The organism is Cutibacterium namnetense (assembly GCF_001642025.1).
GTDB classification, from domain to species: Bacteria; Actinomycetota; Actinomycetes; order Propionibacteriales; family Propionibacteriaceae; genus Cutibacterium; species Cutibacterium namnetense.
The window spans coordinates 590,578-611,386 of sequence record NZ_LWHO01000003.1; the positions used below are offsets into that span (position 1 = coordinate 590,578).

Sequence of the window (20,809 nt, forward strand, 5' to 3'; positions counted from 1 at the left end):
ATGAACTATCTGATCGTCACGCGCCAGACGCATTTTACGCTGACCCGTCCCTGTCCGACGATGCCGTCAAAATGGCTGCCACCTGGTCCGCATTTAAGAGAGGCTCGGCGCTGATAGTCTCATTTGCACCGACGTGATGGAACACTGCTCGCACCTTTGAGGGGTCGATACCCCTCGCCTGCGCCCACGCCAATCTGTAGATGGATAGCTGGAGTGGGTCTGCTGAGCGAGGTGGCGAAGTCTTCCAATCAATGACGAGCTCATCTCCAGGGTGATCCGGGTCAGCGACGACGGCATCAAGACGACCACGCACGACCGTTTCACCGATCGTCATGACAAATGATTTTTCTATTGCCAGCACGGTGGCTCCCGCCCATCGACTCTCTTCAAAGGCCTGGCACAGGCTTTGAAGCACATGACCGGCGACACTACCGGGCTGAGACGCGATGACCTGCGAGGTAATGCTTTCCCCGTCAAACTCCGCGATCTCCTCGACATCGAACAGTGGAATCGGCTCTGCTGGCGCGAGCCGTTGACTCACCCACTCGTGGAATGCCGTACCAATTCCGGCTCCCCTGTCAGCTGGCCGAGGCATTGGACGACGCAAATCATCCCGGAATGCCTGCGGATCGGCGTGGAACCTCACCAGCTGCGAGGCGGTCAGGCGAGGTGGAAGCGCAACCTCATCCTGCAGATCGATGTGTCGTCTCGCATCTGTGAGCAGAGCCTCAGCGTCAGACCGCCAGGCCTTCACCCGCTCGGCCTGCCCAGGATCATCTATGGGCCGAGAATCATTGTTGATGGGGGCGTGGTACACATCTTCAGTGATCACAGGCCAGGGCGTGCCAGTCTGAACGTCGTCGTCAAGACGTTCACCGAAGTCCGGCCACGCCATTCCAAGCATGTCGGCAAGAAGGTCTGCATACCGCCCTGGCCCTAAATTACCCTTGCGACGTGGGCGCCATTGATGCCACGACACCACTAATCGTTCTTTGGGACGGGTAAGGGCCACATAGGCGAGTCGGGCCTCAGCCCACTGGGAATCCTCCTTGAGTGCCGCTACGTACGCTTTAGTGTCTGCGACACTTCCCGACGCTGGATGGCTAATGTCGCTGGCATCTCCTCTAGCGAAAGAAGGCAGGACAGCAGCCTGCGAGGTGAAGTTGTCTGGAGTCGACGTTGACGGAAACACGCCTTGAGCCATGTCAGGGATGATGACCAGCGGCCATTCCAGGCCTTTGGCCCCATGAACCGTTGACACTGTTACGGCGTCTCGGTCGTCGGTAGCGGCTCGCGGAAGCCCGTCACCAACATCTTCTTCAGCCGCTAACCAAGCGACGATTCCTGCAGTCGTCATAGCGGGATCGCTGCGACGAACCTCGCGTATCGCATTCCAAAGCGCATCCAGGTGATCTCGCCGAGCTGCGCTCCGGTGCGGATCGTCGGCAGCCATATCGTCGATAAGTCCTGTAATGGCCTCGATGCGCAGAACCAAGTCGTCGGGGCTATCCCCCTGGTGCGCGTCAACCTCGACGATTTCGGCGCACACCCTTTTCAGCGCACGTTGCAGTCGTTCCTGCCCACCTAGTGGTCCTTCCATCACGGCGTCAGAGAGGTGGATCTCGACATCATTGGGATCTAGCCCATCATCCTTAGCACGAGACTTCGCCAGAGTGCGGGCGCGTCGATACACCACCGCCAGGTCATCAGTGCTGAGTCCAAGACGTGGTGCGGCAAGCAGAGTCGCCATCGCGGCATCGTCGTGACGATCCACCAACAACCGAAGATGAGCGACCACCATAGCAACGTCCGGGAGCCGAAGCAGTCCAGACAAGTTCGCCAATCGCACCGGGACATCACGAGTGGTTAGGGAGTTATAGAGGTCGGCAACGTCTGAATTGCGCCGAACAAGGATTGCGGCATCAGACCAACGTGCGATGGCGCCACGCTCCTTAGCTTCCACCAAGATATCGGCGCACGCCCGACATTCCTTAGCCCAGTCAGGATATGCAGCCACCGTTACTTCGCCAGGTCGATTCCCCTCGGGCGCGATGAGCGGCTGCCCGACTGCCACCTCCGCCCGATCGTCGGCCGACCCATCATCGTCAGACGCCATCGCCGAAGACAGACTTTTTCGCAACTCTTCGGATGCCACATTGGCCGCATTGATAATCTGATCGGCGCATCTGCGGTTAGTTGCAAGAGAGAGCACCTGAGCCGGCTGTCCCGCCCCATCTGGAAAGCGCCTGTGAAATTCCAGGATATTGCTGGCGGCCGCACCACGCCATTCATAAATGGCCTGAAGCGGATCGCCCACAGCCATCACCGGGTGACCCATCCCATGAGCCGGGTCTGGGCCCGAAAACAGCGCAGCGAGCACATCAGCCTGAGCCGACGATGTGTCTTGGTACTCGTCAAGGAGGACAACCCGGTATCGAGCCCGCAGATCCTCCCCCACCCGCTGGTGATGAGTTACTAGATGGAGAGCCTGAACCATACGGTCGCCAAACTCGACTAAACCACGTTCTTTCTTGAGATCCTGATAGGCAGCGACGAGATCGAGAAGTTCTTCGCGTTCATCTACTCGCGAAAGCCATTTATCGACATCAGCGTATCTATCTCCTCCCTTTTTGGTTGGAGCGTCGAGGAGCATCTGACGCCACCGGGCATCAGCTCGCCTCACCTTATCCGGACTCGCATCGTGTGAGGCCATGGCCCCAGCCAGTTTCACTACAGCTTGAGCTATGGACGTTGGCCCCATATGGGTAGCGGCCAGCGGAGCCTTATCGAGCCCCATGACAACTTCTGTCGCGAGCTGGTAAGCCCGGGCGCCAGTTATGAGATGCGCCCTCGTGTTAATACCGTCCCAGGCTCCGTAATCATTTACTAGTGTCCCCGCAAAACTGTCATAGGTCACCACCGTCGGACGGGGCTGTTCTGGCTTCAGCAGGCCTACTCGAGTGAGATTGGATTCAATGCGCTCGGATAATTCCGCAGTTGCCTTGTTGGTAAATGTCAACCCCAGAATTTCCTCCGGGCTTACTAGTCTGCTAGCAACCAGCCATACCACACGAGCGGCCATCACCGTCGTCTTACCCGTGCCTGCTCCAGCGATAACCACACAGGGTTTCAGTGGAGCTTTAACCGCTCGCTCTTGCTCGGCGGAAATGGGAATGCCGAGCAGCGTTGCCACGTCGACGTCTTCAACCGGGGCGTTATCAGTCAAGATCGTCATGAGATATTCCTTCGTTGGTTAGAACCTGCCGTCGCCGGATCCATCGGTACCAGCGCGGGGCATCCTGCTCGAGCGGGACAGTGACCGCAGCCTCTATTCGCAACTGCGGGATACTCACCCGAAGTAACAATTCTCAATGCCTTATCGACACTGGCCTCAATCCAGTTACGACAGCCGTCAACAGGCCCAGATCCGTCAGGCCAAGGCACATCAACAAGGCCACTTTGGTACTCGATCTTCGGACTTGTGTGACCTTTACCTGCGCCGATCCGAAGATGGACCAATTCCGCACCGCTGACCATGGTCGTACCTAAGGCCTCGACTCCACCAGATGCGACGACAGCTTGGTAGACACCAATTTGTAGGCGGTGGGATTGCTTTGTCTCGTCGGTCTGGCTGACCCCGGTTTTGAGATCCACCACGTAACACGCACCTTCAGCGTCGCGCTCGAGCCGATCGATACTGCCGCGCACCCGCGCTATACCGGACGGGACCTCGATCGTGCCATTCACCTGCACCTCGGTTCCGATGAGTTGACGATGACGCGACTGCAACCAGCCGTCGAAGCGCTGCACCGCCATTTTCGCGTCCGCTAGTTCAGCGCTTCGCTGCCATTCCGCCGACAACTCGATTTCAGGCCATGCCGCTTCCAAGTCAGCCAGGGCGTCAGGTAGCGACCACTGATCCATATGTTCTGCACAGATCCGGTGCACAAGGGAGCCAATATTTGCCCGAAGCGCTGATCCGCTACTGGCACCGGCACGGCGAGTCATAAACCATCGTCTCGGGCAGGTGAGCAATTCCCCAATATGGGACGCGCTGAGCTCTACCTCCCCGGCCACGTCAGCCTGGCGAGGGGCTCCTTGGCGCCACCAGGTCTCCGGGTCAGCTTGTGGCACCAATCGCCGCCCTTGGTACTCCTCGTTGCGCAAATCATCAAGCAGCGTTTGGGCTTCGGCTCGAACCAGCGGCGATTCAGTCTCATCACCGATAACGCGACGCAACTCGCCGACAAGTTCAGCGAGACTAGCGAAGTTCAGCGAATCAGCATTGCCCTCGAGGTGAGGAAGTCCAGTGACTAGCCCAGAGGGACGTATCCCCTCCTCAGCAGACTCGACCGAACACAACAGCAGTTGTTGGCGCGCCCGTGAACATGCCACAAGCAATAGCCTGGTTTCCGCCCGAAGGTTTTCTGACCATCCAGGAGCTGCTACCAGGCCGTCGGGAGACCAGCGGTCTGCACGAACAAGGGACCCTGTATGGTTATCAGCCGGCCAATTACCTTCTTCGAGTCCACACACAGCAACGATGTCGAACTCGCGCCCCTTAACGCGGTGGGCCGTCACAACGCTCACACCATCACGATCCTCATCGGATTCACGTGCCCGATCAGCTGGGATCTGCTCTTGCCGCACTACTTCGATGAGACGCCGACCACCTGCAATTCCCGCCATTGTTTGAGCACTCTCGGCCATGTCAAAAAGCGAGCACAAGCCATCCAGATCGCGGTCAGCAGTCGAATCTCCGGCCAGGGCCCGACTACGCAACGATGATGCCCACGAGCTCCCGTGCCATAAGGCCCACAAAGCTTCATGGCAAGTGGCACCAGCACGCAAGCGATCCGCGGCACGTTGCACCCGCTGAGCCATCATGGCTAGCGGCCGGGCGAGGGCTCGTAAGCCTGGAGGCACCGAGTACACCTCGCGTGCAGTGGCGAGTTCCCCCTTGTTGGCATCCTCAGATCGACTGACGTCGTCAACTCGCTCGGACTCCTCAGCCACCGTGACCGTCGGATCAACACCCAGCTCTTCCAGCAGCGGCCAGTCGACGTTGACGCCGCGCACCAAGCGACACCAGGTTTCTAATCGATGAACGACGCTGCGATCGATCCCTGCTAGTGGGTTTGACAGGAGTGTCGCAACGTCTCGATCACTGGGTTGTGCCCCCGATGCGAGGGCCACTGCAATCTCCAACGCGTTCAAGATCTGCGTGACGGCGTGGATGTCCGACAACGCATATTCATCACGCGATCTCTGGACCGGAATACCTTCGGCCGCAAGTATCGTCGCAATCACACCTAGCTCACCGCCGTGGCGTGTGACCACTGCCATGTTCCGCCACGCCACACCGTTAGCGACATGGCCGTGACGGAGTGTGCCAGCAATGTTTCTCACCAATCGCGTGATGCTAGAGCCTCGCAGTGCCGCCACCGTTCCTTGCTTAGCGGAGATGCTGTGGTTGGCACGGCGACGTAGCCGACTCGATGAGGGCACCACAGGCATCCCAGTTCGCAAGCTCTCAACAACCTCAGCGATATGTTGGCTGTTACGGTAATCCGTTGTCAGATGGTGAACCGACACATCGGGGAACTCGTCGATAACGTCGTCAAGCCGTTCCGCTGCTGCACCGCGGAACCCATAAATCGTCTGGTCAGGGTCCGCGGTCAACACACAGGGGACGTGGCATCGCGCGATCTGAGCGAGGAGGCGAATCTGGGAAGGATCACACTCTGTCAGGTCATCACAGATCAGAAGCTTGATCCGTGATCGCACCGCTATAGCGGCTCCGGGCCGAGTTAACGCAATTCGAGCCCGATGCACAGCCTCGGCATAGTCGAGTGATCCTTCCAGATCAAGAACGTCCAAGTAGTCGGCCAGGAAGGGCCCCAATACTCGCCATTCGGGCACCCCCCACGTGATGCCCGCGTCAGTCAAGTCTTGCGGGTCACATCCTTCCTGTCGCAAACGCGCTGCCATTACCCGGACATCAGAGGCAAACTGAGCCGTACCCGCACAGGTCCGTAACTCGTCCGGCCAGTCAGACATGTCTCGCGCCGCGAGCAGTTCTCTCATCCGAAATTCCTGCTCCGGTGCCGTGAGCAACCGCTGCGACGGAGAGGCAACGATGCGACGGGCGAGAGCGTGGACCGTCATAACCTGGGGTTCTAAGTGAGCACCTCCGAGTCGACGGACCAGCGCCGTACGCAAGGCCTGAGCTGACGACCTTGTTTGAGCCAACACCAAGACACCAGACAGCAGCCCCCCGGAGGCAACATGCCGCGCTGCAATTTCGAGACATAGACTCGTCCGCCCTGTACCCGGCCCTCCCATGACGAGGACTGTGCCAGCGTCATCGGTGAGCGCTCGAGTCTGAGGGCCATCCCAACCGTGCATGACACACATCCCACCACGTGTTTCCGACAGGGTTGGTGAAGTCCAATGTCGATGACACAGAACAACGTTGTCAGGAGCCATTTCCTAGCCGTAACGGCTTGAAATATGAGAAGGTGGAACTGCTGCCTCACACGATGGGGCACATCCGCGCGCCGGATAGCTCGCTATGGACGTGTCGGTAGATGTATATCAACCACTGTCACACGATCATGGTGAGTATGATTCGCGGGCCCAGGGTCCACGCGGAAAACACCTGCTCAGCCCGAGGACTTTCATGAATGAGTCGGATCAGTCCTACACCGTGACGCCCGATACCGCCACTACCTCACGGGTGGATCTCACTGACGCAGCCGCGGCGCGTGGAGATGTCGCGTGTGCGTCGCATATTGGACTACGTCACGAGACCAATCAGGACGCCGCGGCCCTCGGTATCGACAGCTCAGGACGCCACATTGTCCTTGTTGTCGCTGATGGCGTGTCCTCGACCGAGGGAGCCGAGGAATGCGCCAGAGTCGCCTCCCACACTGCGCGCGACTACCTCACAGCGACGATGGACCAGGGCATACCGACCAACGACGACGGCATCGTCACCTTGTTTAAACGCACGTTCCGAAAAGCTCATGAGACGGTTGCCAGTAGACCGGATCCGATCGGTGCGTGCACTCTCGCTGCCGCAATTGCTACCCAAGATCACATCATCGTCGGCAATATTGGCGATACCCGTACGTACTGGTTTCCTGACGGCGGCGACGCCATTCGCCTCTCAATTGACGACTCGATGACCCAGGCCCAAATGGACCTCGGATTGTCCCGAGAAGAAGCCGAGAGGGGGATCGGCGCCCACGCCATCACAAAATGGATCGGTGCATCAGCTACCGATGTAACACCCCGAGTCATGGCCTATCACCCCCAGCAATCTGGATGGTTGCTAGTGTGCAGCGACGGGTTGTGGAATCACGTACCGGACAGCGATGATTTGGGCCGGCTCATGACTAGCCTCATCAGGAAGGCCCAGACCGACGGTCACGGCCACGCTTCTCCGGCAGACGTAGCGGACGGACTTATCGCCCACGCCAATAATTGCGGCGGCCACGACAACATTACGGTGGCTCTATGGCGCCGAGATTCTTGATCCAACGGTAGGTTGGTGTTCATGGAGATCAAGATCGGCATCGCCAACGCCGCACGCGAAGTCAGCATTGACGCTCAGGAGAGCGCCGAGACCATCGAACAGCAGCTCAGAGAGAGCCTGGCCCAGCCCGACGCCGTTCTCGCCTTGACTGATGCCAAGGGCCGCAAGGTCCTCATTCCGGCTCGTGGGATCGCCTACCTCGATTTGGGCCAGCCCAACAGCCGTCAAGTGGGATTCGGAACCTTCTGACCTGAGTGTCCTAGGTAGACACACTGGTTGAGCTCTGTACCTACTAGTGCGCATGGCTAGCGCGACTGGTTCCTCTGTCACCTTGGTTACTGCTGTCGACGTCACAACCTGGAACGCGATTCTCGTTAAATCGAGCAGTCAGGAATCCGGCCAGAGCACGCCCGACGCTGCCGGGTACGAGGTGCTCCACGTTTGGCCCGCCACCTGAGCCCCCTAAGCCGCTCGAAGACGGTCATGCCTTCCTGGAGCGATGTGACCCAGGAAGGCATAGCGGAAGCCTACGCGGGCTACTACAGCACAGCGGGACGCCGGGCCTCCATGTCGCAAGAGCTCCTGAAGCGCCCTCAGGGCTCCAAGCCAAGCTCGATCATGCGCTGATCGTGAGCGCCAAGTACGTCAGCCATCACCTCGTTGATGAGATCAAGATCATCGAATTCACCGCCCCCAGCTTGAGTCAGTGCAGAGGTGAGGCTCTGATGTCGAGCAAAGAGCCGCTGGGCAACTGACAAGACCTCACCTACAAGCCGCCTCGCAAAAAGAGAGTCAGCGGACCTATCTCGTTGTGCTGCGATGACCTGACGCATTGCAGCGTCCCACCTCACCCGGCTTCCAGTACCTCGCCCCAACCACGGGCCAAAGGACCCACATCCAGGACGAAGCTGGGGCTCGAGATTTGACTCAACTCGATCCAGGAAGTCAGCAAAAAGGTCTACCAAGATGTAATCGCGCAACAGTACTTGGGACCAGGCCTGGGCAGGAACGTACTCCCCCACCGAACCTATGAGAGGCTCAACTTCTGTGAGGGCAGCGCGGTCCGTGAGCCGAGTCCTAGCCTCCGCCAGAACGTGCTGTATCTCGGCACTGCGATCGACGATCAGGAACCGTTCTGCAAGCCCGGGAGCTAGCGGCATGCCGGCAACGATCGCCGAGAACCCATGCAAGGCACAGGATGCTGTAACGGACCAAAAAACCGGCGCAACGGCGGTATGGCTGGGGTTCGTGTCCTCGACGCTCACTCCAACAGGTTAGAGGGTCAATGGCATGAGAGGTAGCATGGTCGCTGGTGTGTCGAACGCGTATGCTCGCCGGTCCACACCAGACGTGGCATTTGAACGACGCCACATGAACGACACCGGGCCTTGACGGGCCCACGCACGAAAAGGCCAAGACACTGACCGAGACTACTGTTTCCGTTCCCACTTCCTTCGCCGACCTCGGCGTCCGAGAAGATATCTGCCAGGCGTTGGAAGGGGTGGGAATCGTCTCTCCCTTCCCGATCCAAGCCATGTCAATCCCGATTTCCGTCGAGGGTACCGATCTCATTGGGCAGGCTCGTACTGGCACTGGGAAAACCCTCGCCTTCGGCATCACCATCTTGCAGCGCATCACCCTGCCGGGTGACGAAGGTTGGGAAGAGCTCACTACCAAAGGCAAGCCGCAAGCACTCGTGATGTGCCCTACCCGGGAGCTGGCTCTGCAGGTGTCTAAGGACATCTCCACTGCCGCTTCTGTCCGCGGCGCACGCGTCCTCACCGTCTACGGCGGGGTTGGCTATGAGCCGCAAATTGACGCGCTCAAGGCAGGAATCGATATTGTCGTTGGCACCCCTGGACGCCTTCTCGACCTATCCCAGCGCAAAGACCTCGATCTGTCCCATGCGCGCATCGTCGTCCTTGACGAGGCCGACGAAATGCTGGATCTCGGCTTCCTGCCCGACGTCGAAAATCTCATCGGACGCACTCCGACCTCTCGCCAGACAATGCTGTTTTCAGCCACTATGCCGGCCCCGATTATGACCCTGGCACGGTCTCAGCTGAACCGTCCAGTGCATGTTCGTGCCGAAGGAGCCGACACCCAGGCCACTGTCCCTGACACCCAGCAGTTCGTATACCAGGCTCATCCCCTCGACAAGATCGAAATCATTGGACGTATTCTTCAGGCCAATGACGTTGAGAAGGTCATTATCTTCTGCCGCACCAAGCGTGCGTGCCAGCGGCTTTCTGATGACCTCAATGACCGCGGGTTCAAGGCCCGCGCTATCCACGGTGATCTCACACAGGTCGCCCGTGAGAAGGCCCTCAAGAAATTCCGTCACGATGACGCGAGCATTTTGGTAGCGACCGATGTCGCCGCCCGTGGTATTGACGTCACCGGGGTGTCCCACGTCATCAACCATGAGTGTCCCGAAGACGAAAAGACATACGTCCACCGCATTGGTCGCACCGGCCGCGCCGGCGCCAAAGGCGTCGCCGTCACCCTCGTAGATTGGGCTGATGTCGCCCGCTGGAAGCTCATCGACAAGGCTCTTAATCTCAAGCTCTCTGAGCCGGTCGAAACTTACTCCACCTCTGCCCATCTGTACGCCGATCTCGACATACCCGAGGGCGCTGGTGGCCAGATCGCCGGTGTCGGGGTGACCGATACTGACAAGAACCGGCGGCAGCACCGCCACGGCCAAGGTGGCCCCCACCGTGAGAAAGCCACGCGGCGACGCTCTCGCGATGATTCCAACGATGGGGACCGAGTACGCCGAAAGCGCATTCGCCGCCGTAACGGCAAAGTAGTCGGAGGCTCCGCGCCCGACTCAGATGCCCAACGGCCCCGAGATACCGCGCAGCAGGATCGACACGCAGTAGACAGCCACGACCGCGGTGTGGTCAGCGACCAGCGCGTGACGCGGCCGAGACGCCGACGCGCCCGGAATGCCTTGCACAACTGACCACCACATAGGCTGCAACGATCACATCTGATCCAGAATTCGGGCGGGAGGGGGTCTCGCAGTGACCGCATCACCCCCTACACTGAACAAAATGCGTGGTGCTTTCGGTTCGCCGGAAACACCGCGCACAGCCCAAACAGTCGTTCTGGAAGGTCGATGATGACCCACATAACCCAGCGGTCCCATGATGATGTTCCGCAAGGCCCCAGGATCAGCACGACTCGCGCTGATCCCCAAGCCTCCACGATCGAGGAGACCCAACCGGTCGTCGATCGCGGCGACCAAGGCTATGCCGAGACCCTGACCAATCGCCAGGTCCAGATGATGGCAATTGGTGGGGCGATCGGCGTCGGTCTGTTTCTTGGCGCAGGGAGCCGCCTGCGCAGCGCCGGACCAGCGGTGCTCCTCTCCTACGCGTTCTGCGCAGTCATCGCGTTCCTCGTCATGAGGGCACTCGGTGAGTTGGTCATTCACCGACCCTCGAGCGGTTCTTTCGTGTCCTATGCTCGGGAACTTCTCGGCGACCGCTGGGCCTACGCGGTGGGCTGGATGTACATGCTGAACTGGATGACATCGGGTATCGCTGAGCTGACCGCCATCGGTACCTACCTGCAATTTTGGTGGCCCAGCCTACCGATGTGGATACCCTCACTCGTCGCCTTGGCGATCCTCGTGTCGGTCAATCTCATCAGTGTCAAGGCCTTCGGAGAATTCGAGTTCTGGGCCGCGTTACTCAAGGTCGTGGCTTTGACAGCGTTCATCATCGTGGCCATCGGTCTAGTGGCCTCCCATGTCAACGTCGGTGGCCACCGGGCAGCAGTGTCGAACCTATGGCGATTCGACGGCGGATTCGCCCCACAGGGAGTTCTGCCCTTGGTCCTGGTAATCCAGGGCGTCATCTTCGCCTATGCCACCATCGAGTTGGTTGGCACCGCCTCAGGGGAGACCCAGAATCCCCGCAAAGTTATTCCCAAAGCCGTCCATGCGGTCGTCTTCCGACTCGTCGTGTTCTACCTAGGGTCCTTGGCCTTGCTGGCCATGTTGTTGCCGTACAACAAATACTCCGCCGACGAATCCCCCTTCGTCACGGCATTCTCCGCCATGGGAGTCGGGTGGATAGGCGACGCCATGAATATCGTCGTCATCACTGCCGCGTTCTCTTCGGTGAACTCCGGGCTGTATGCCACGGGGCGAGTCCTCAAATCGTTGGCGGCCGCAGGAGAAGCTCCAAAATTCGCTGGTACCCTCAACCGGTTCAAGACACCCGCCGGTGGCATCCTCATGACCGCCAGTGTTTTCTTACTCGGTGTGGGACTCGAATACGTCATTCCCGAGCGTGCCTTCGAGATATCCATCAACACGGCTGCAGTGGGTGTCATTTGGACGTGGGCGACGATCTTCTGGTGTCAGTTGGTGTTGCGCCGACGGGTGAACCAAGGTCTAATCACGGATTCCGGTTTCCATATGCCGGGTTATCCGGTCACGGGTATCTTCGGGATCGTCAGTCTGGCCGGGGTAACAGCCCTCATGGTGCTCGATTCTCAGAACCGAATCGTGCTGGCAGCCTCCCTGGTCTACATCGCCGTCATGCTTCTCATCTGGCCAGCCGTCAAGCGCAATAAAGCACGCCATCCCGAGCTCAACGCCCAGGAAGGAGGCATCACCTTCTAACGAGGTTCCGCGCCATAAAGACGCTGGCGAACTGGTGCGCGATCAGGCTAAGAAAACGATTCTTTCAGTACACCATCTTCATAGCTTCGCGCACCTGCGCCAACGTCTGGTCCGCCACTGCAGCAGCCTTCGCGTTACCATCGCGAAGCACCTCATGGAGGTAACCCTTGTCGGCTGCTAGTTCGACACGACGCTTCCGGATGGGAGCGAAATAGTCGTTAAGGGAAGCGGTCAGACGTTTCTTGAGAGTGCCAGAGCCACCATCACCAATTTGTTCGGCAATGGCAACCGGGTCACCGCTTTCGCACAGCGCGGTAAGCAGCAGCAGGTTGGAAACCTCCGGGCGGTTCTCGGGATCCCAAGTGATGTGACGCTCAGAGTCGGTCTTGGCCTTCTTGATGAGCTTGGCGGTCTGGTCTGCAGTCATACCAAGCTCGATGGTGTTGCCCTTCGACTTACTCATCTTGGTACCGTCCAGGCCGAGAACATGAGGGGTCGCTGAGAGCAACGCTTCGGGCTCGGGAAAGATCGGCTCGGAGGCCGCAACGCGCCCATACCGTTCATCGAAACGACGGGCGATGACGCGGGTCTGCTCGATGTGGGGAAGCTGGTCACGCCCGACGGGAACAAGGTTCGCCTTGCAGAAAAGGATGTCAGCGGCCTGATGCACTGGGAACGTGAGCATAAGACCGGACATCGGACGCTCTGACGTGGCCAACTCGTCCTTGACGGTCGGGTTGCGACGCAGCTCAGCGTCAGTCACCAAGGACAAAAAGGGCAGCAGCAGCTGATTGAGGGCTGGCAGCGCCGAGTGGGTGAAAATTGTCGTGCGAGCTGGATCAATACCGATTGCCAAGTAATCGGCCACATTCGACATGACATTGGCCTGCAACTCGCCGACCCCGTCGCGGTCATAGATGACCTGGTAGTCCGCGATGACCAAGAAAGATTCAATGCCCTTGTCCTGCAGGCGTACCCGGTTCGCCAGCGACCCGAAGTAGTGACCGATATGCAGGCTGCCAGTAGGACGGTCCCCCGTAAGAATGCGCCACTTGTCGGGATGGACCGCCAAATCAGCCTCGACCTTGTCGCTACGGGTCTGGGAACGCGCCACAGTGGCGGCGTTAGATCCAATCTCGTGGACGTCGCTGGTCATCGATAATCCTTCCTCGCCGCTCCTAGCAGCGAGGGTACGCCGCCAGGTAAGGCGGCCGTCACATCGTCAGTGCCGCACGCTGCGACGCCACCACGAGGCGGCAACCACAGGCTCACTCATCATGTCGGTCACTGTAGCAGTCTCACCTGACGCGAAGAATCCCACCGCGCAACTGAATCCTCGTCACCAGTTCTCGGTACGCAGTCTCACGGGTGACGTTGCACCCTAACTCGTGATCCTTTTTGCCCGAGCCGTGGTAGTCGCTTGCACCAGTCCGTACCAATCCGAGCCGCCCACCCAGATCAAAAAGCATCCGGCGGGCGGCCTGATCGTGGTCTTGATGCTCGACCTCGATCCCGTCCAATTGGTGGTACGCCGACAAGGATGCGATCACCTGTGGAGTGAGAACCTGCTGAGCTCCTCTTCCCCACGGATGGGCCAGCACAGCAACACCACCGGCATTGTGAATGAGATCGATGCCTTCTTCCAATGCCACGCTGCGTCTCGGCACATAGGCCGGTTTTCCGTCTGCTAACCAGTCACGGAAAGCTTCGTCACGGTCCTCGACATATCCCTTGGCCACCATCGCATCTGCAACGTGAGGACGCCCCAGGCTGGAAGCAGACCCGGCGGCTCGGTGCACATCGTCTACTGTCACCGTCATACCAGCGTCAGACAGCCGCTGACAGATGGCGTCCAAACGTTCTGCTCGCGACGCCCGGGTGAGGTGCAATTCCCTACCTAATACCGAATCGCTGGGACGGGCACCGTAGCCGAGTAGATGCACGTCCCGGCCACCGATATGACACGTCATCTCGAAGCCAGGTAGCAGCCGCACACCAAAACGCTGTCCAGCTGCCTGAGCCTCTTCCAGCCCATCGAGGGTGTCGTGATCGGTCAAGGCGACGACGTCCAGACCGCTCCCGGCAGCCTTCATCATGAGGCGCATCGGTGAGTCCGTCCCGTCTGAGATTGTGGAGTGGGTGTGCAGATCAATTCTCACAATGTGACCTCCTGGCCCACGGCGGACCGCAGATCGCTAACCATCACGACGCAGTGTGCTAGATCCGGATTTGCCGCTATTGACTCCACAATACGACCGCCATGTGCCAGAACATTGTCTGTTCCAACCTTAAGGGCGCGTCGAGTCGCGTCTGACATCACTTGCAACAGATCCTCCCGCAGACTCGCCCGCACTCTGGCATCCGTCGGACGATCCTGTGGAAGCTGCTCGACGAGCCGGGTAAGGCGAATCATGTCGACGCGGCGAGCCAACGTCAGATAGGCATCAGCAACCTCATCAAGGGGGTGGCCCTCTTCCGAGATCTCAACGACGCTGAGCAACACTGGACCCCAGTCATACGCGGCAACAACCGCAGCATCCGAACGATCAAGTCCCAGCTCGGTGACCTCGTCAACCTTCTCCTGCCAGGCATCTGCGCTGTCGCCGTGCAGCAGCTCCGACAAGTTCTCAATAAGCTTGGCTACACCGTACCGGTAGGTCTCAATAGTGCCAGCGATGTCGTCAGCGCCACCGTGGTTAAGGAACCATCGCGTGGCATGCATGGCAAGATTCCGTAATGCAAGTCGAATCTTGGCGGTACGGGTAGCGTCCAAGCCGAGACGGGTGAGGTCCGTCTCGACCTTCCCGAGCCCGAACACAGACCGCGCTGCTAGCTGACATCGGATAACCTGAGCAATGTTTGCTCCGGTTTGTAGGTGCAACCGGTAGTAGGCCGTAATACCCTGCGAATCTACGAAGCGGTTCACGGCTTCGGTCGTGATGATCTCGCGGTGCAGCCGATGCGCCGGCATTTGCTCGGCAAATCTCTTCCTTAAAAGTGGCGGGAAGTAGCCCACAAGGCGGTCCGCAACAAAAGGATCCTCCGGCAGGTTCGTCGCCAGCACGGCATCACACAGGGCAATCTTCGTCCAAGCCAGCAGAGTGCACAGCTCCGGGCTTGAGAGCCTCTGCCCTGCAGCCATTCTCCGGTTCATTTCAGTGGTCGACGGCATGGTATCGACAGCGCGATCGAGGTGACCTGACTGTTCCAACTGGCACATCCACGCCTCTAACACTCCAGCGGTTGGGCCAGACGGGCTCAACGCGTTAGCCAAAGCCAGGTTCTGTGAACGGTTGTGGCGCAACACTAGGGCAGCGACATCATCCGCCATGGCCGGAAGCAGTTCATCGCGTTCCTTCTCGCTGATTCGGCCTGCCGCCACCTCAGCATCGAGAAGGATCTTGATGTTGACCTCATGGTCAGAGGTATCTACTCCGGCCGAGTTATCAATGAAATCGGTGTTGATACGGCCACCATTACGGGCATACTCGATACGGCCAGCTTGGGTCCAGCCAAGGTTTCCACCTTCACCGGCGGCCTTAGCACGGACCTCCTGTGCGGTGATACGCACCGGATCGTTGGCACGATCGCCTACCTGAGCATCGGTTTCACTCGTGGCGCGCACATACGTGCCAATACCGCCATTCCACAACAGATCGACGGGGGCTCGCAGGATCGCGGAAATGAGGTCGTCGGGTGTCATCCGACTCACCGCAGTGTCAATTCCCAGCACTTCGCGCATGCGCGGGCTCACCGGAATCGACTTCAAGGTGCGATCCCAGACGCCACCGCCCTCGGAGATAAGAGAGGAGTTGTAGTCGTCCCAACTCGAGCGAGGAAGCCCAAAGAGGCGGTGACGTTCTTGCCACGAGATCTCAGGATCCGGGCTCGGGTCGACGAAGATATGGCGATGGTTGAAGGCCGCAACCAATTTGATGTGCTTACTCAACAGCATGCCGTTACCGAAGACGTCACCCGACATATCGCCAATGCCAATGCACGTGAAATCGTCGGCAGTCTGATCGATCCCTAGGTCGGCCAGGTGCCGAGTGACGGATTCCCACGCGCCACGGGCCGTGATACCCATCGCCTTGTGGTCGTAGCCGTGCGAACCGCCAGAAGCGAAGGCGTCGCCAAGCCAGAAGCCGTGTTCGGCGGCGATGGCATTTGCGGTATCAGAGAAGGTTGCCGTGCCTTTGTCGGCCGCGACAACAAGGTACGGGTCATCACCGTCGTGACGAACCACGTTCTCGGGGGCGACGACCCTGCCCTCAACGACATTGTCTGTCAACGACAGCAGGGAGGACACAAAAATGCGGTAGCACTCCTTGCCTTCCTCAGCCCATTCCGCGCGATTCGTCGTTGAATCGGGTAAATGAGCAGGCACAAATCCACCCTTGGCGCCGGCCGGGACGATAACCGAGTTCTTGACCATCTGTGCCTTGACCAGGCCAAGTACTTCGGTACGAAAATCTTCGGGGCGGTCGGACCACCGCAGGCCACCACGCGCAATGGCACCAAACCTTAGATGGGTTCCGGACACTCGTGGCGAGTTGACGAAAATTTCGAATTTAGGCCGCGGGGCCGGAGCAAAGTCAAGATCGGTAGGACGGATCTTGAAGGCCAGCGCCCGTCGATCGCTCTGCCACCAGTTCGTACGGATCATGGCCTTGATGACGGCATGCATCGTGCGCAAGATGCGGTCATGGTCAAGGGAAGCCACGTCCTCCAGGTCAGCGAGGAAGCCCTGAGACAGCTCCTCAACTTTAGCCAACCGCTGCGGACCGGCATCATCTCCATCATCGAAAGCAGTGGGATCGAATTTTGCCTCAACCATCCCCACTAGGTCCCTTGCCAGGTGCGGGTTAGCCCGCAGAGCCCGCGCCATATACGTTTGCGAGAAGGGACTACCGACCTGTCTTAGATACCGAGCGATACAGCGCAGCATCGCTACTTGGGGCCATGACAGTCCGGCCTCGGTCACCAATCCGGAGAAGGTGTCAGACTCACACTCCCCCTTCCATGACGCTGCAAACGCCTCGGTAAAACGGCGCCGTCCAGCCTCTTTCCATGGTTCACCGGGAGTTTGCAGGCCAAGATCGAACAGCCACACTTCTTGCCCGCGCAAGATGATGCGGTGCGGATGCTCATCGACAATCTGAACGCCCAGACTCGACAGGTGTGGCATGACCTGAGAAAGCGTCATCGGAGCCCGTTGGCTAAAAATCTTGAGCCGCAAATCGGACGGATCGGCTGGGTCATCGGGACGGTACATCACTAGCCCCAGATCATCCTGAGCCAGGCCATTGAGGAGTTCTAAATCCAGGATTCCCTGCTTGGCGGTGAACTCTTGCTTGTATTCGGGGCCGAAATCGATCCCCCGCCGGTTGCTAGGAATGCCGCTAGCCAAAGTGATGAACTCGTCATCCCAGTTCGAGGTGGCATCTGCAAGTTCAGCCTGCAATTCCTCGTCGTCGATGGGCGGTAGCACCTCTCCGTCAGCAACCTTGGCTGTCACTGTGATCCGTACCAGCGGGGACTCCCCCATCATGGTGGTCGAGTCGACTTCTACCGCCCCCGTGCGCTTAGCCACGATTCCTTCAACGACGCCGACGGTGCTGGCGTCAAAACGGTCCGCCGGAACAAAGACAAGAAGGTGGAAGAAACGGCCCCACGGGCCACGCCGCACCAGAGCGCGCAAGCGCTGCTTCTCCCGTAAATCGACGATGGTCATGATAAGCGGCACGAGTTCCTCGGCAGATGCCTCGAAGAGGTCGTCACGCGGAAACTCAGCAATCGTGCGGACGACCGCCTTTCCGCCATGGGAGTTAGCGTGATAGCCAGACAGCGCGAGGATACGAGACGCCTTAGCCCTCAAGGTCGGGATGTGGGCCACAGACTCCGTGTACGCCGGGGATCCCAGCAAGCCAAGGAACCGGTGCTCAGCAACGACGGCACCATGCTCGTCACGAATCCGTACCCCGATGTAGTCGCGATAGCCATTGCGTTGTACTGCCGAGCGCACCGAGTCCTTGGTGACGATAGTGGTCGCCTTATCGTCACTATGCGCAATGGCGTCAAATCGCGGCCCATCCTCAGCGATGCCAAGATGAGTACCAGCGACCGGAGTCATCGTCTCGCCATCGACCGCAAATTCCTGATAGGAGAGGTACATGAAGTGATCATCAGCCAGCCACTCGAGTAATTCACGACTCGAGTCGCGATCATCAGCCGGTCCTTGGGATGCGCTGACGAGCTCAGCCGTGCGCAGCATTGCCTCGTGCATTGCCCCCCAGTCATCGGTGGCACGAACGACCTGATCAAGGCAAGCACACAAATCGTCACGAAGCTGCTCGGCGGCCTGTGCGATATCGACACCAAGCGGGGCCGTAACATCAATGTGGATCCACGACTCCGGAGCACAACCTCCCCGACCGGGCACTCCGACTGTCTCAATCGTGTTGCAGTCGCGTTTCACACCGATGATCGGATGCCGGACGTCCTCGACCCTCCACCCGTGCTTCAGCAAGCAGGACACCACGGTGTCCACAAGGAAAGGGCGGTCATCCATCACGACCTGAACAGAATTGATCTGTCCGTCTGACCATGGCGGATCCACGACGACGTCGACACGAACCGGCCCAGGCTGCAGCGCGAGCTGCACCTGATGTTCCATCGCTTGACGAATCACCTCTTCACGGTAGTGATCTCCGACAGCATGCTGCTTTTGCACAGCTGCCACGAGAGCCGGGATGACGTTATCCATCTCTGACACGATCAGGTCACCTTCGTCATGGTCACGGGGCCACCTCAACGTGGTCCTCAGCGAGAACTCTACAAGGGTCAATGGCTTCGCGTGAACCACTCTGCAAAGGCGCTGTGTGAGACGTACCGCAATCTTCCGGCATCATAGTGGCATGAACATCAATTCACGGGCCCATTTCGAAGCAACTCCCGCTCAAGTCGTCGCCATGATGACTGATCCGGCATGGTGGCAAGACGTCCACCGTCGTGCCGGTGCCACCACCAGCAACGCCGTTGTTAACGGGGATTCGCTGAGTTTGGACGTAGCTATGCCAGCGCCCAGCCAGGTCGCCAAGTTCGTCGGGTCGACTCTGACCGCCAAGCAGACGTTGACGTGGCAACCGGCCGACCCCGACGGGTCACGCGAAGGTACCCTCCAGATCGTCCCCCAAGGCATGCCCGCGAAAGCGGAGGGCCACGCCTCAGTGCGTCCGGACGCCACCGGAACCGAGGTCATCTATACCGGGACGTTCACGGTATCGGTGCCCTTAGTTGGTAAGAAACTCGAAAAAGCCGCAGCTTCTCGCATCACTGATGCCTTTGACATGCAGCAGAACGCTGGTAACGACTGGTTAGCCTCTCACTGAGCCTAACCCGTCAGGTCAGGCAAGGCGGTCAGCATCACTCGAGACCACGAAAACCGTCCGGGTCGGTGCTGACCGCAGGAAGCTCTTCGGTGACGTCATGCCATGACAACTCATGCTCACCGATAAGGGTTTGGATAGTCACGTCGTTCCACGCGTCGTCAATAGTCATACCGTTGACTGCCGCCGCGGCCGCCCGCGAGTGGGCGTCGTCGTCATCAGCAAACCAGGCGGTGATCTGAGAAGGCTCAAGACCGGTCAGGGTTACTCCGCCGTTGTCGACCTCCTCATGACCGGTGATCTGCTCAGGCCGGACGTGAGCGACGAGTACCAAGCGTCGGCCTGTGTGGGTCAATCCCCACACAGAACCGATGACCATGGCGGCATGCTCGGTTTCCTCCGGATCGGTGACGTCAAGGATGGATTGCAACTCTTCGGTAACTGTGAAGGCCGTCACCCGTTCTCGCGGTGCAGCAACGAGTTGATGAGCCCGTTGCGCATTAGTCGGGATGAAGACGATGGTGGACATCGACAATTGAACCCTCCTTGGTCGGCGTGGTCCCAGATCCATGACCCACGCTACTCAAGTGGTAACACGAACCACATCTTGGTTTGCGACATCCCGGATGGTGAAACGATTTGTTCACCAAAGTTGTCCACAGATTTCCCAAACAACTCTTCCGCTCAAGGTGTCTCATGCGCTGTCCTTAGGGCCATGACGACGACACCTTCGCCTATATCTCTGGACTCGGCACTAATAGACCATTCCGGAATCTTCCTGGAGCTTGACCGAGATTGGTGGCCTGACGAACTATGCGTCGTCTCGTCAGCGCCGACCCTGTGCCGCGACGGAGATGACTCACAAGCGCGTTACGAAGCGGCAAGACTCACTCGCGCAGTCCACATCATCATCGTAGAGACAATGGCTGGACGACGGCCCATGAGTCAGCTCGTCAAGGCCAGTAGCACTCGTGCAGTTGCCACGATGAGGCGTTGGCCTCGCGGCCCGGGTTGGAGCCGTATGCTCCTCGTTGGTGAGCCACGCGTAAGTTACGACAGCAGCCAGGTCGACGGCGTGGGGCTGCTTGACCTCAGAGGTAGAAGGCTACCGCTAGCCACCCGCCTGGTACTGGAGGATCGTGCCTGGCGTCTCGACGCCGTTGAGCTGGTCCTCAACCCCAAGGTGGCCACGTTGTTGACGTCGAAGAAAATCACCTGTGAGACCGTCGGGCTGGGATAGCA

At 59.1% G+C, this 20,809-nt stretch carries 14 protein-coding genes; 7 read left to right on the forward strand and 7 right to left on the reverse strand.

Annotated features, from left to right (window positions below; translation table 11 throughout):
• Positions 1 to 34 precede the first annotated feature (34 nt).
• Positions 35 to 3,235: an ATP-dependent DNA helicase gene (locus A5483_RS06325; protein WP_063811266.1), complete on the reverse strand. Its 3,201-nt coding sequence runs from the start codon at positions 3,233 to 3,235 to the stop codon at positions 35 to 37.
• The gene (locus A5483_RS06330; protein WP_063811267.1) at positions 3,232 to 6,417 is read right to left on the reverse strand and encodes an ATP-dependent helicase; all 3,186 of its coding nucleotides are present in this window, start codon (positions 6,415 to 6,417) and stop codon (positions 3,232 to 3,234) included. The genes A5483_RS06325 and A5483_RS06330 overlap by 4 nt, the downstream gene beginning before the upstream one ends.
• Before the next feature lie 265 nt (positions 6,418 to 6,682).
• Between A5483_RS06330 and A5483_RS06335 the strand changes: the two genes are divergently transcribed.
• Genes A5483_RS06335 through A5483_RS12030 form a run of 3 tightly spaced genes read left to right on the forward strand, consistent with a single transcriptional unit; the run spans position 6,683 to position 7,997 of the window.
• Positions 6,683 to 7,540 carry a PP2C family protein-serine/threonine phosphatase gene (locus A5483_RS06335; RefSeq protein WP_063811268.1) on the forward strand — a complete coding sequence of 286 codons (858 nt, stop codon included), beginning with the start codon at positions 6,683 to 6,685 and terminating at the stop codon, positions 7,538 to 7,540.
• Between the two features lie 21 nt (positions 7,541 to 7,561).
• Positions 7,562 to 7,789: a DUF3107 domain-containing protein gene (locus A5483_RS06340; RefSeq protein ID WP_002548813.1), complete on the forward strand. Its 228-nt coding sequence runs from the start codon at positions 7,562 to 7,564 to the stop codon at positions 7,787 to 7,789.
• A gap of 52 nt (positions 7,790 to 7,841) precedes the next feature.
• Complete coding sequence (locus A5483_RS12030; RefSeq protein ID WP_161485340.1) at positions 7,842 to 7,997, forward strand: hypothetical protein; 156 nt, start codon at positions 7,842 to 7,844, stop codon at positions 7,995 to 7,997.
• 136 nt (positions 7,998 to 8,133) lie between these two features.
• On the opposite strand, the gene A5483_RS06345 is transcribed toward A5483_RS12030, so the two are convergent.
• Complete coding sequence (locus A5483_RS06345) at positions 8,134 to 8,700, reverse strand: ferritin-like fold-containing protein (RefSeq protein WP_241497689.1); 567 nt, start codon at positions 8,698 to 8,700, stop codon at positions 8,134 to 8,136.
• Between the two features lie 374 nt (positions 8,701 to 9,074).
• Between A5483_RS06345 and A5483_RS06350 the strand changes: the two genes are divergently transcribed.
• The gene (locus A5483_RS06350; protein ID WP_233500915.1) at positions 9,075 to 10,508 is read left to right on the forward strand and encodes a DEAD/DEAH box helicase; all 1,434 of its coding nucleotides are present in this window, start codon (positions 9,075 to 9,077) and stop codon (positions 10,506 to 10,508) included.
• A gap of 156 nt (positions 10,509 to 10,664) precedes the next feature.
• Positions 10,665 to 12,179: an amino acid permease gene (locus A5483_RS06355; protein ID WP_042842556.1), complete on the forward strand. Its 1,515-nt coding sequence runs from the start codon at positions 10,665 to 10,667 to the stop codon at positions 12,177 to 12,179.
• Positions 12,180 to 12,243: 64 nt separating this feature from the next.
• Here the strand turns inward: A5483_RS06355 and trpS are convergent, their stop codons facing one another.
• The 3 genes from trpS to A5483_RS06370 form a co-directional block, all read right to left on the reverse strand.
• On the reverse strand, positions 12,244 to 13,335 hold the full coding sequence (gene trpS / locus A5483_RS06360; RefSeq protein ID WP_063811271.1) for a tryptophan--tRNA ligase: 1,092 nt from the start codon (positions 13,333 to 13,335) through the stop codon (positions 12,244 to 12,246).
• A gap of 142 nt (positions 13,336 to 13,477) precedes the next feature.
• Positions 13,478 to 14,332, reverse strand: a complete 855-nt coding sequence (locus A5483_RS06365) for a PHP domain-containing protein (RefSeq protein ID WP_277619689.1) — start codon at positions 14,330 to 14,332, stop codon at positions 13,478 to 13,480.
• 2 nt (positions 14,333 to 14,334) lie between these two features.
• Positions 14,335 to 19,044, reverse strand: coding sequence for an NAD-glutamate dehydrogenase (locus tag A5483_RS06370; protein WP_063811272.1), 4,710 nt, complete (start codon positions 19,042 to 19,044; stop codon positions 14,335 to 14,337).
• Positions 19,045 to 19,096: 52 nt separating this feature from the next.
• Here A5483_RS06370 and A5483_RS06375 point away from each other — a divergent pair, with 52 nt between their 5' ends.
• Complete coding sequence (locus A5483_RS06375; protein WP_063811273.1) at positions 19,097 to 19,570, forward strand: DUF2505 domain-containing protein; 474 nt, start codon at positions 19,097 to 19,099, stop codon at positions 19,568 to 19,570.
• Positions 19,571 to 19,604: 34 nt separating this feature from the next.
• Here A5483_RS06375 and A5483_RS06380 read toward each other — a convergent pair whose 3' ends face one another.
• Positions 19,605 to 20,102, reverse strand: a complete 498-nt coding sequence (locus tag A5483_RS06380; RefSeq protein WP_002548453.1) for a DUF6912 family protein — start codon at positions 20,100 to 20,102, stop codon at positions 19,605 to 19,607.
• Positions 20,103 to 20,282: 180 nt separating this feature from the next.
• Between A5483_RS06380 and A5483_RS06385 the strand changes: the two genes are divergently transcribed.
• Positions 20,283 to 20,807 (forward strand): Rv3235 family protein, encoded by a 525-nt coding sequence (locus A5483_RS06385; RefSeq protein ID WP_042842553.1) that lies wholly within the window; start codon positions 20,283 to 20,285, stop codon positions 20,805 to 20,807.
• Positions 20,808 to 20,809: the final 2 nt, after the last annotated feature.

What these genes read in the sequence shown, in the direction of transcription:
- A5483_RS06325 (WP_063811266.1), bottom strand. Translation starts at nt 3,235, where the DNA reads ATGACGATCTTGACTGATAACGCCCCGGTTGAAGACGTCGACGTGGCA.
- A5483_RS06330 (WP_063811267.1), bottom strand. Translation starts at nt 6,417, where the DNA reads ATGTGTGTCATGCACGGTTGGGATGGCCCTCAGACTCGAGCGCTCACC.
- A5483_RS06335 (WP_063811268.1), top strand. Translation starts at nt 6,683, where the DNA reads ATGAATGAGTCGGATCAGTCCTACACCGTGACGCCCGATACCGCCACT.
- A5483_RS06340 (WP_002548813.1), top strand. Translation starts at nt 7,562, where the DNA reads ATGGAGATCAAGATCGGCATCGCCAACGCCGCACGCGAAGTCAGCATT.
- A5483_RS12030 (WP_161485340.1), top strand. Translation starts at nt 7,842, where the DNA reads ATGGCTAGCGCGACTGGTTCCTCTGTCACCTTGGTTACTGCTGTCGAC.
- A5483_RS06345 (WP_241497689.1), bottom strand. Translation starts at nt 8,700, where the DNA reads ATGCCGCTAGCTCCCGGGCTTGCAGAACGGTTCCTGATCGTCGATCGC.
- A5483_RS06350 (WP_233500915.1), top strand. Translation starts at nt 9,075, where the DNA reads ATGTCAATCCCGATTTCCGTCGAGGGTACCGATCTCATTGGGCAGGCT.
- A5483_RS06355 (WP_042842556.1), top strand. Translation starts at nt 10,665, where the DNA reads ATGATGACCCACATAACCCAGCGGTCCCATGATGATGTTCCGCAAGGC.
- trpS (WP_063811271.1), bottom strand. Translation starts at nt 13,335, where the DNA reads ATGACCAGCGACGTCCACGAGATTGGATCTAACGCCGCCACTGTGGCG.
- A5483_RS06375 (WP_063811273.1), top strand. Translation starts at nt 19,097, where the DNA reads ATGAACATCAATTCACGGGCCCATTTCGAAGCAACTCCCGCTCAAGTC.
- A5483_RS06385 (WP_042842553.1), top strand. Translation starts at nt 20,283, where the DNA reads ATGACGACGACACCTTCGCCTATATCTCTGGACTCGGCACTAATAGAC.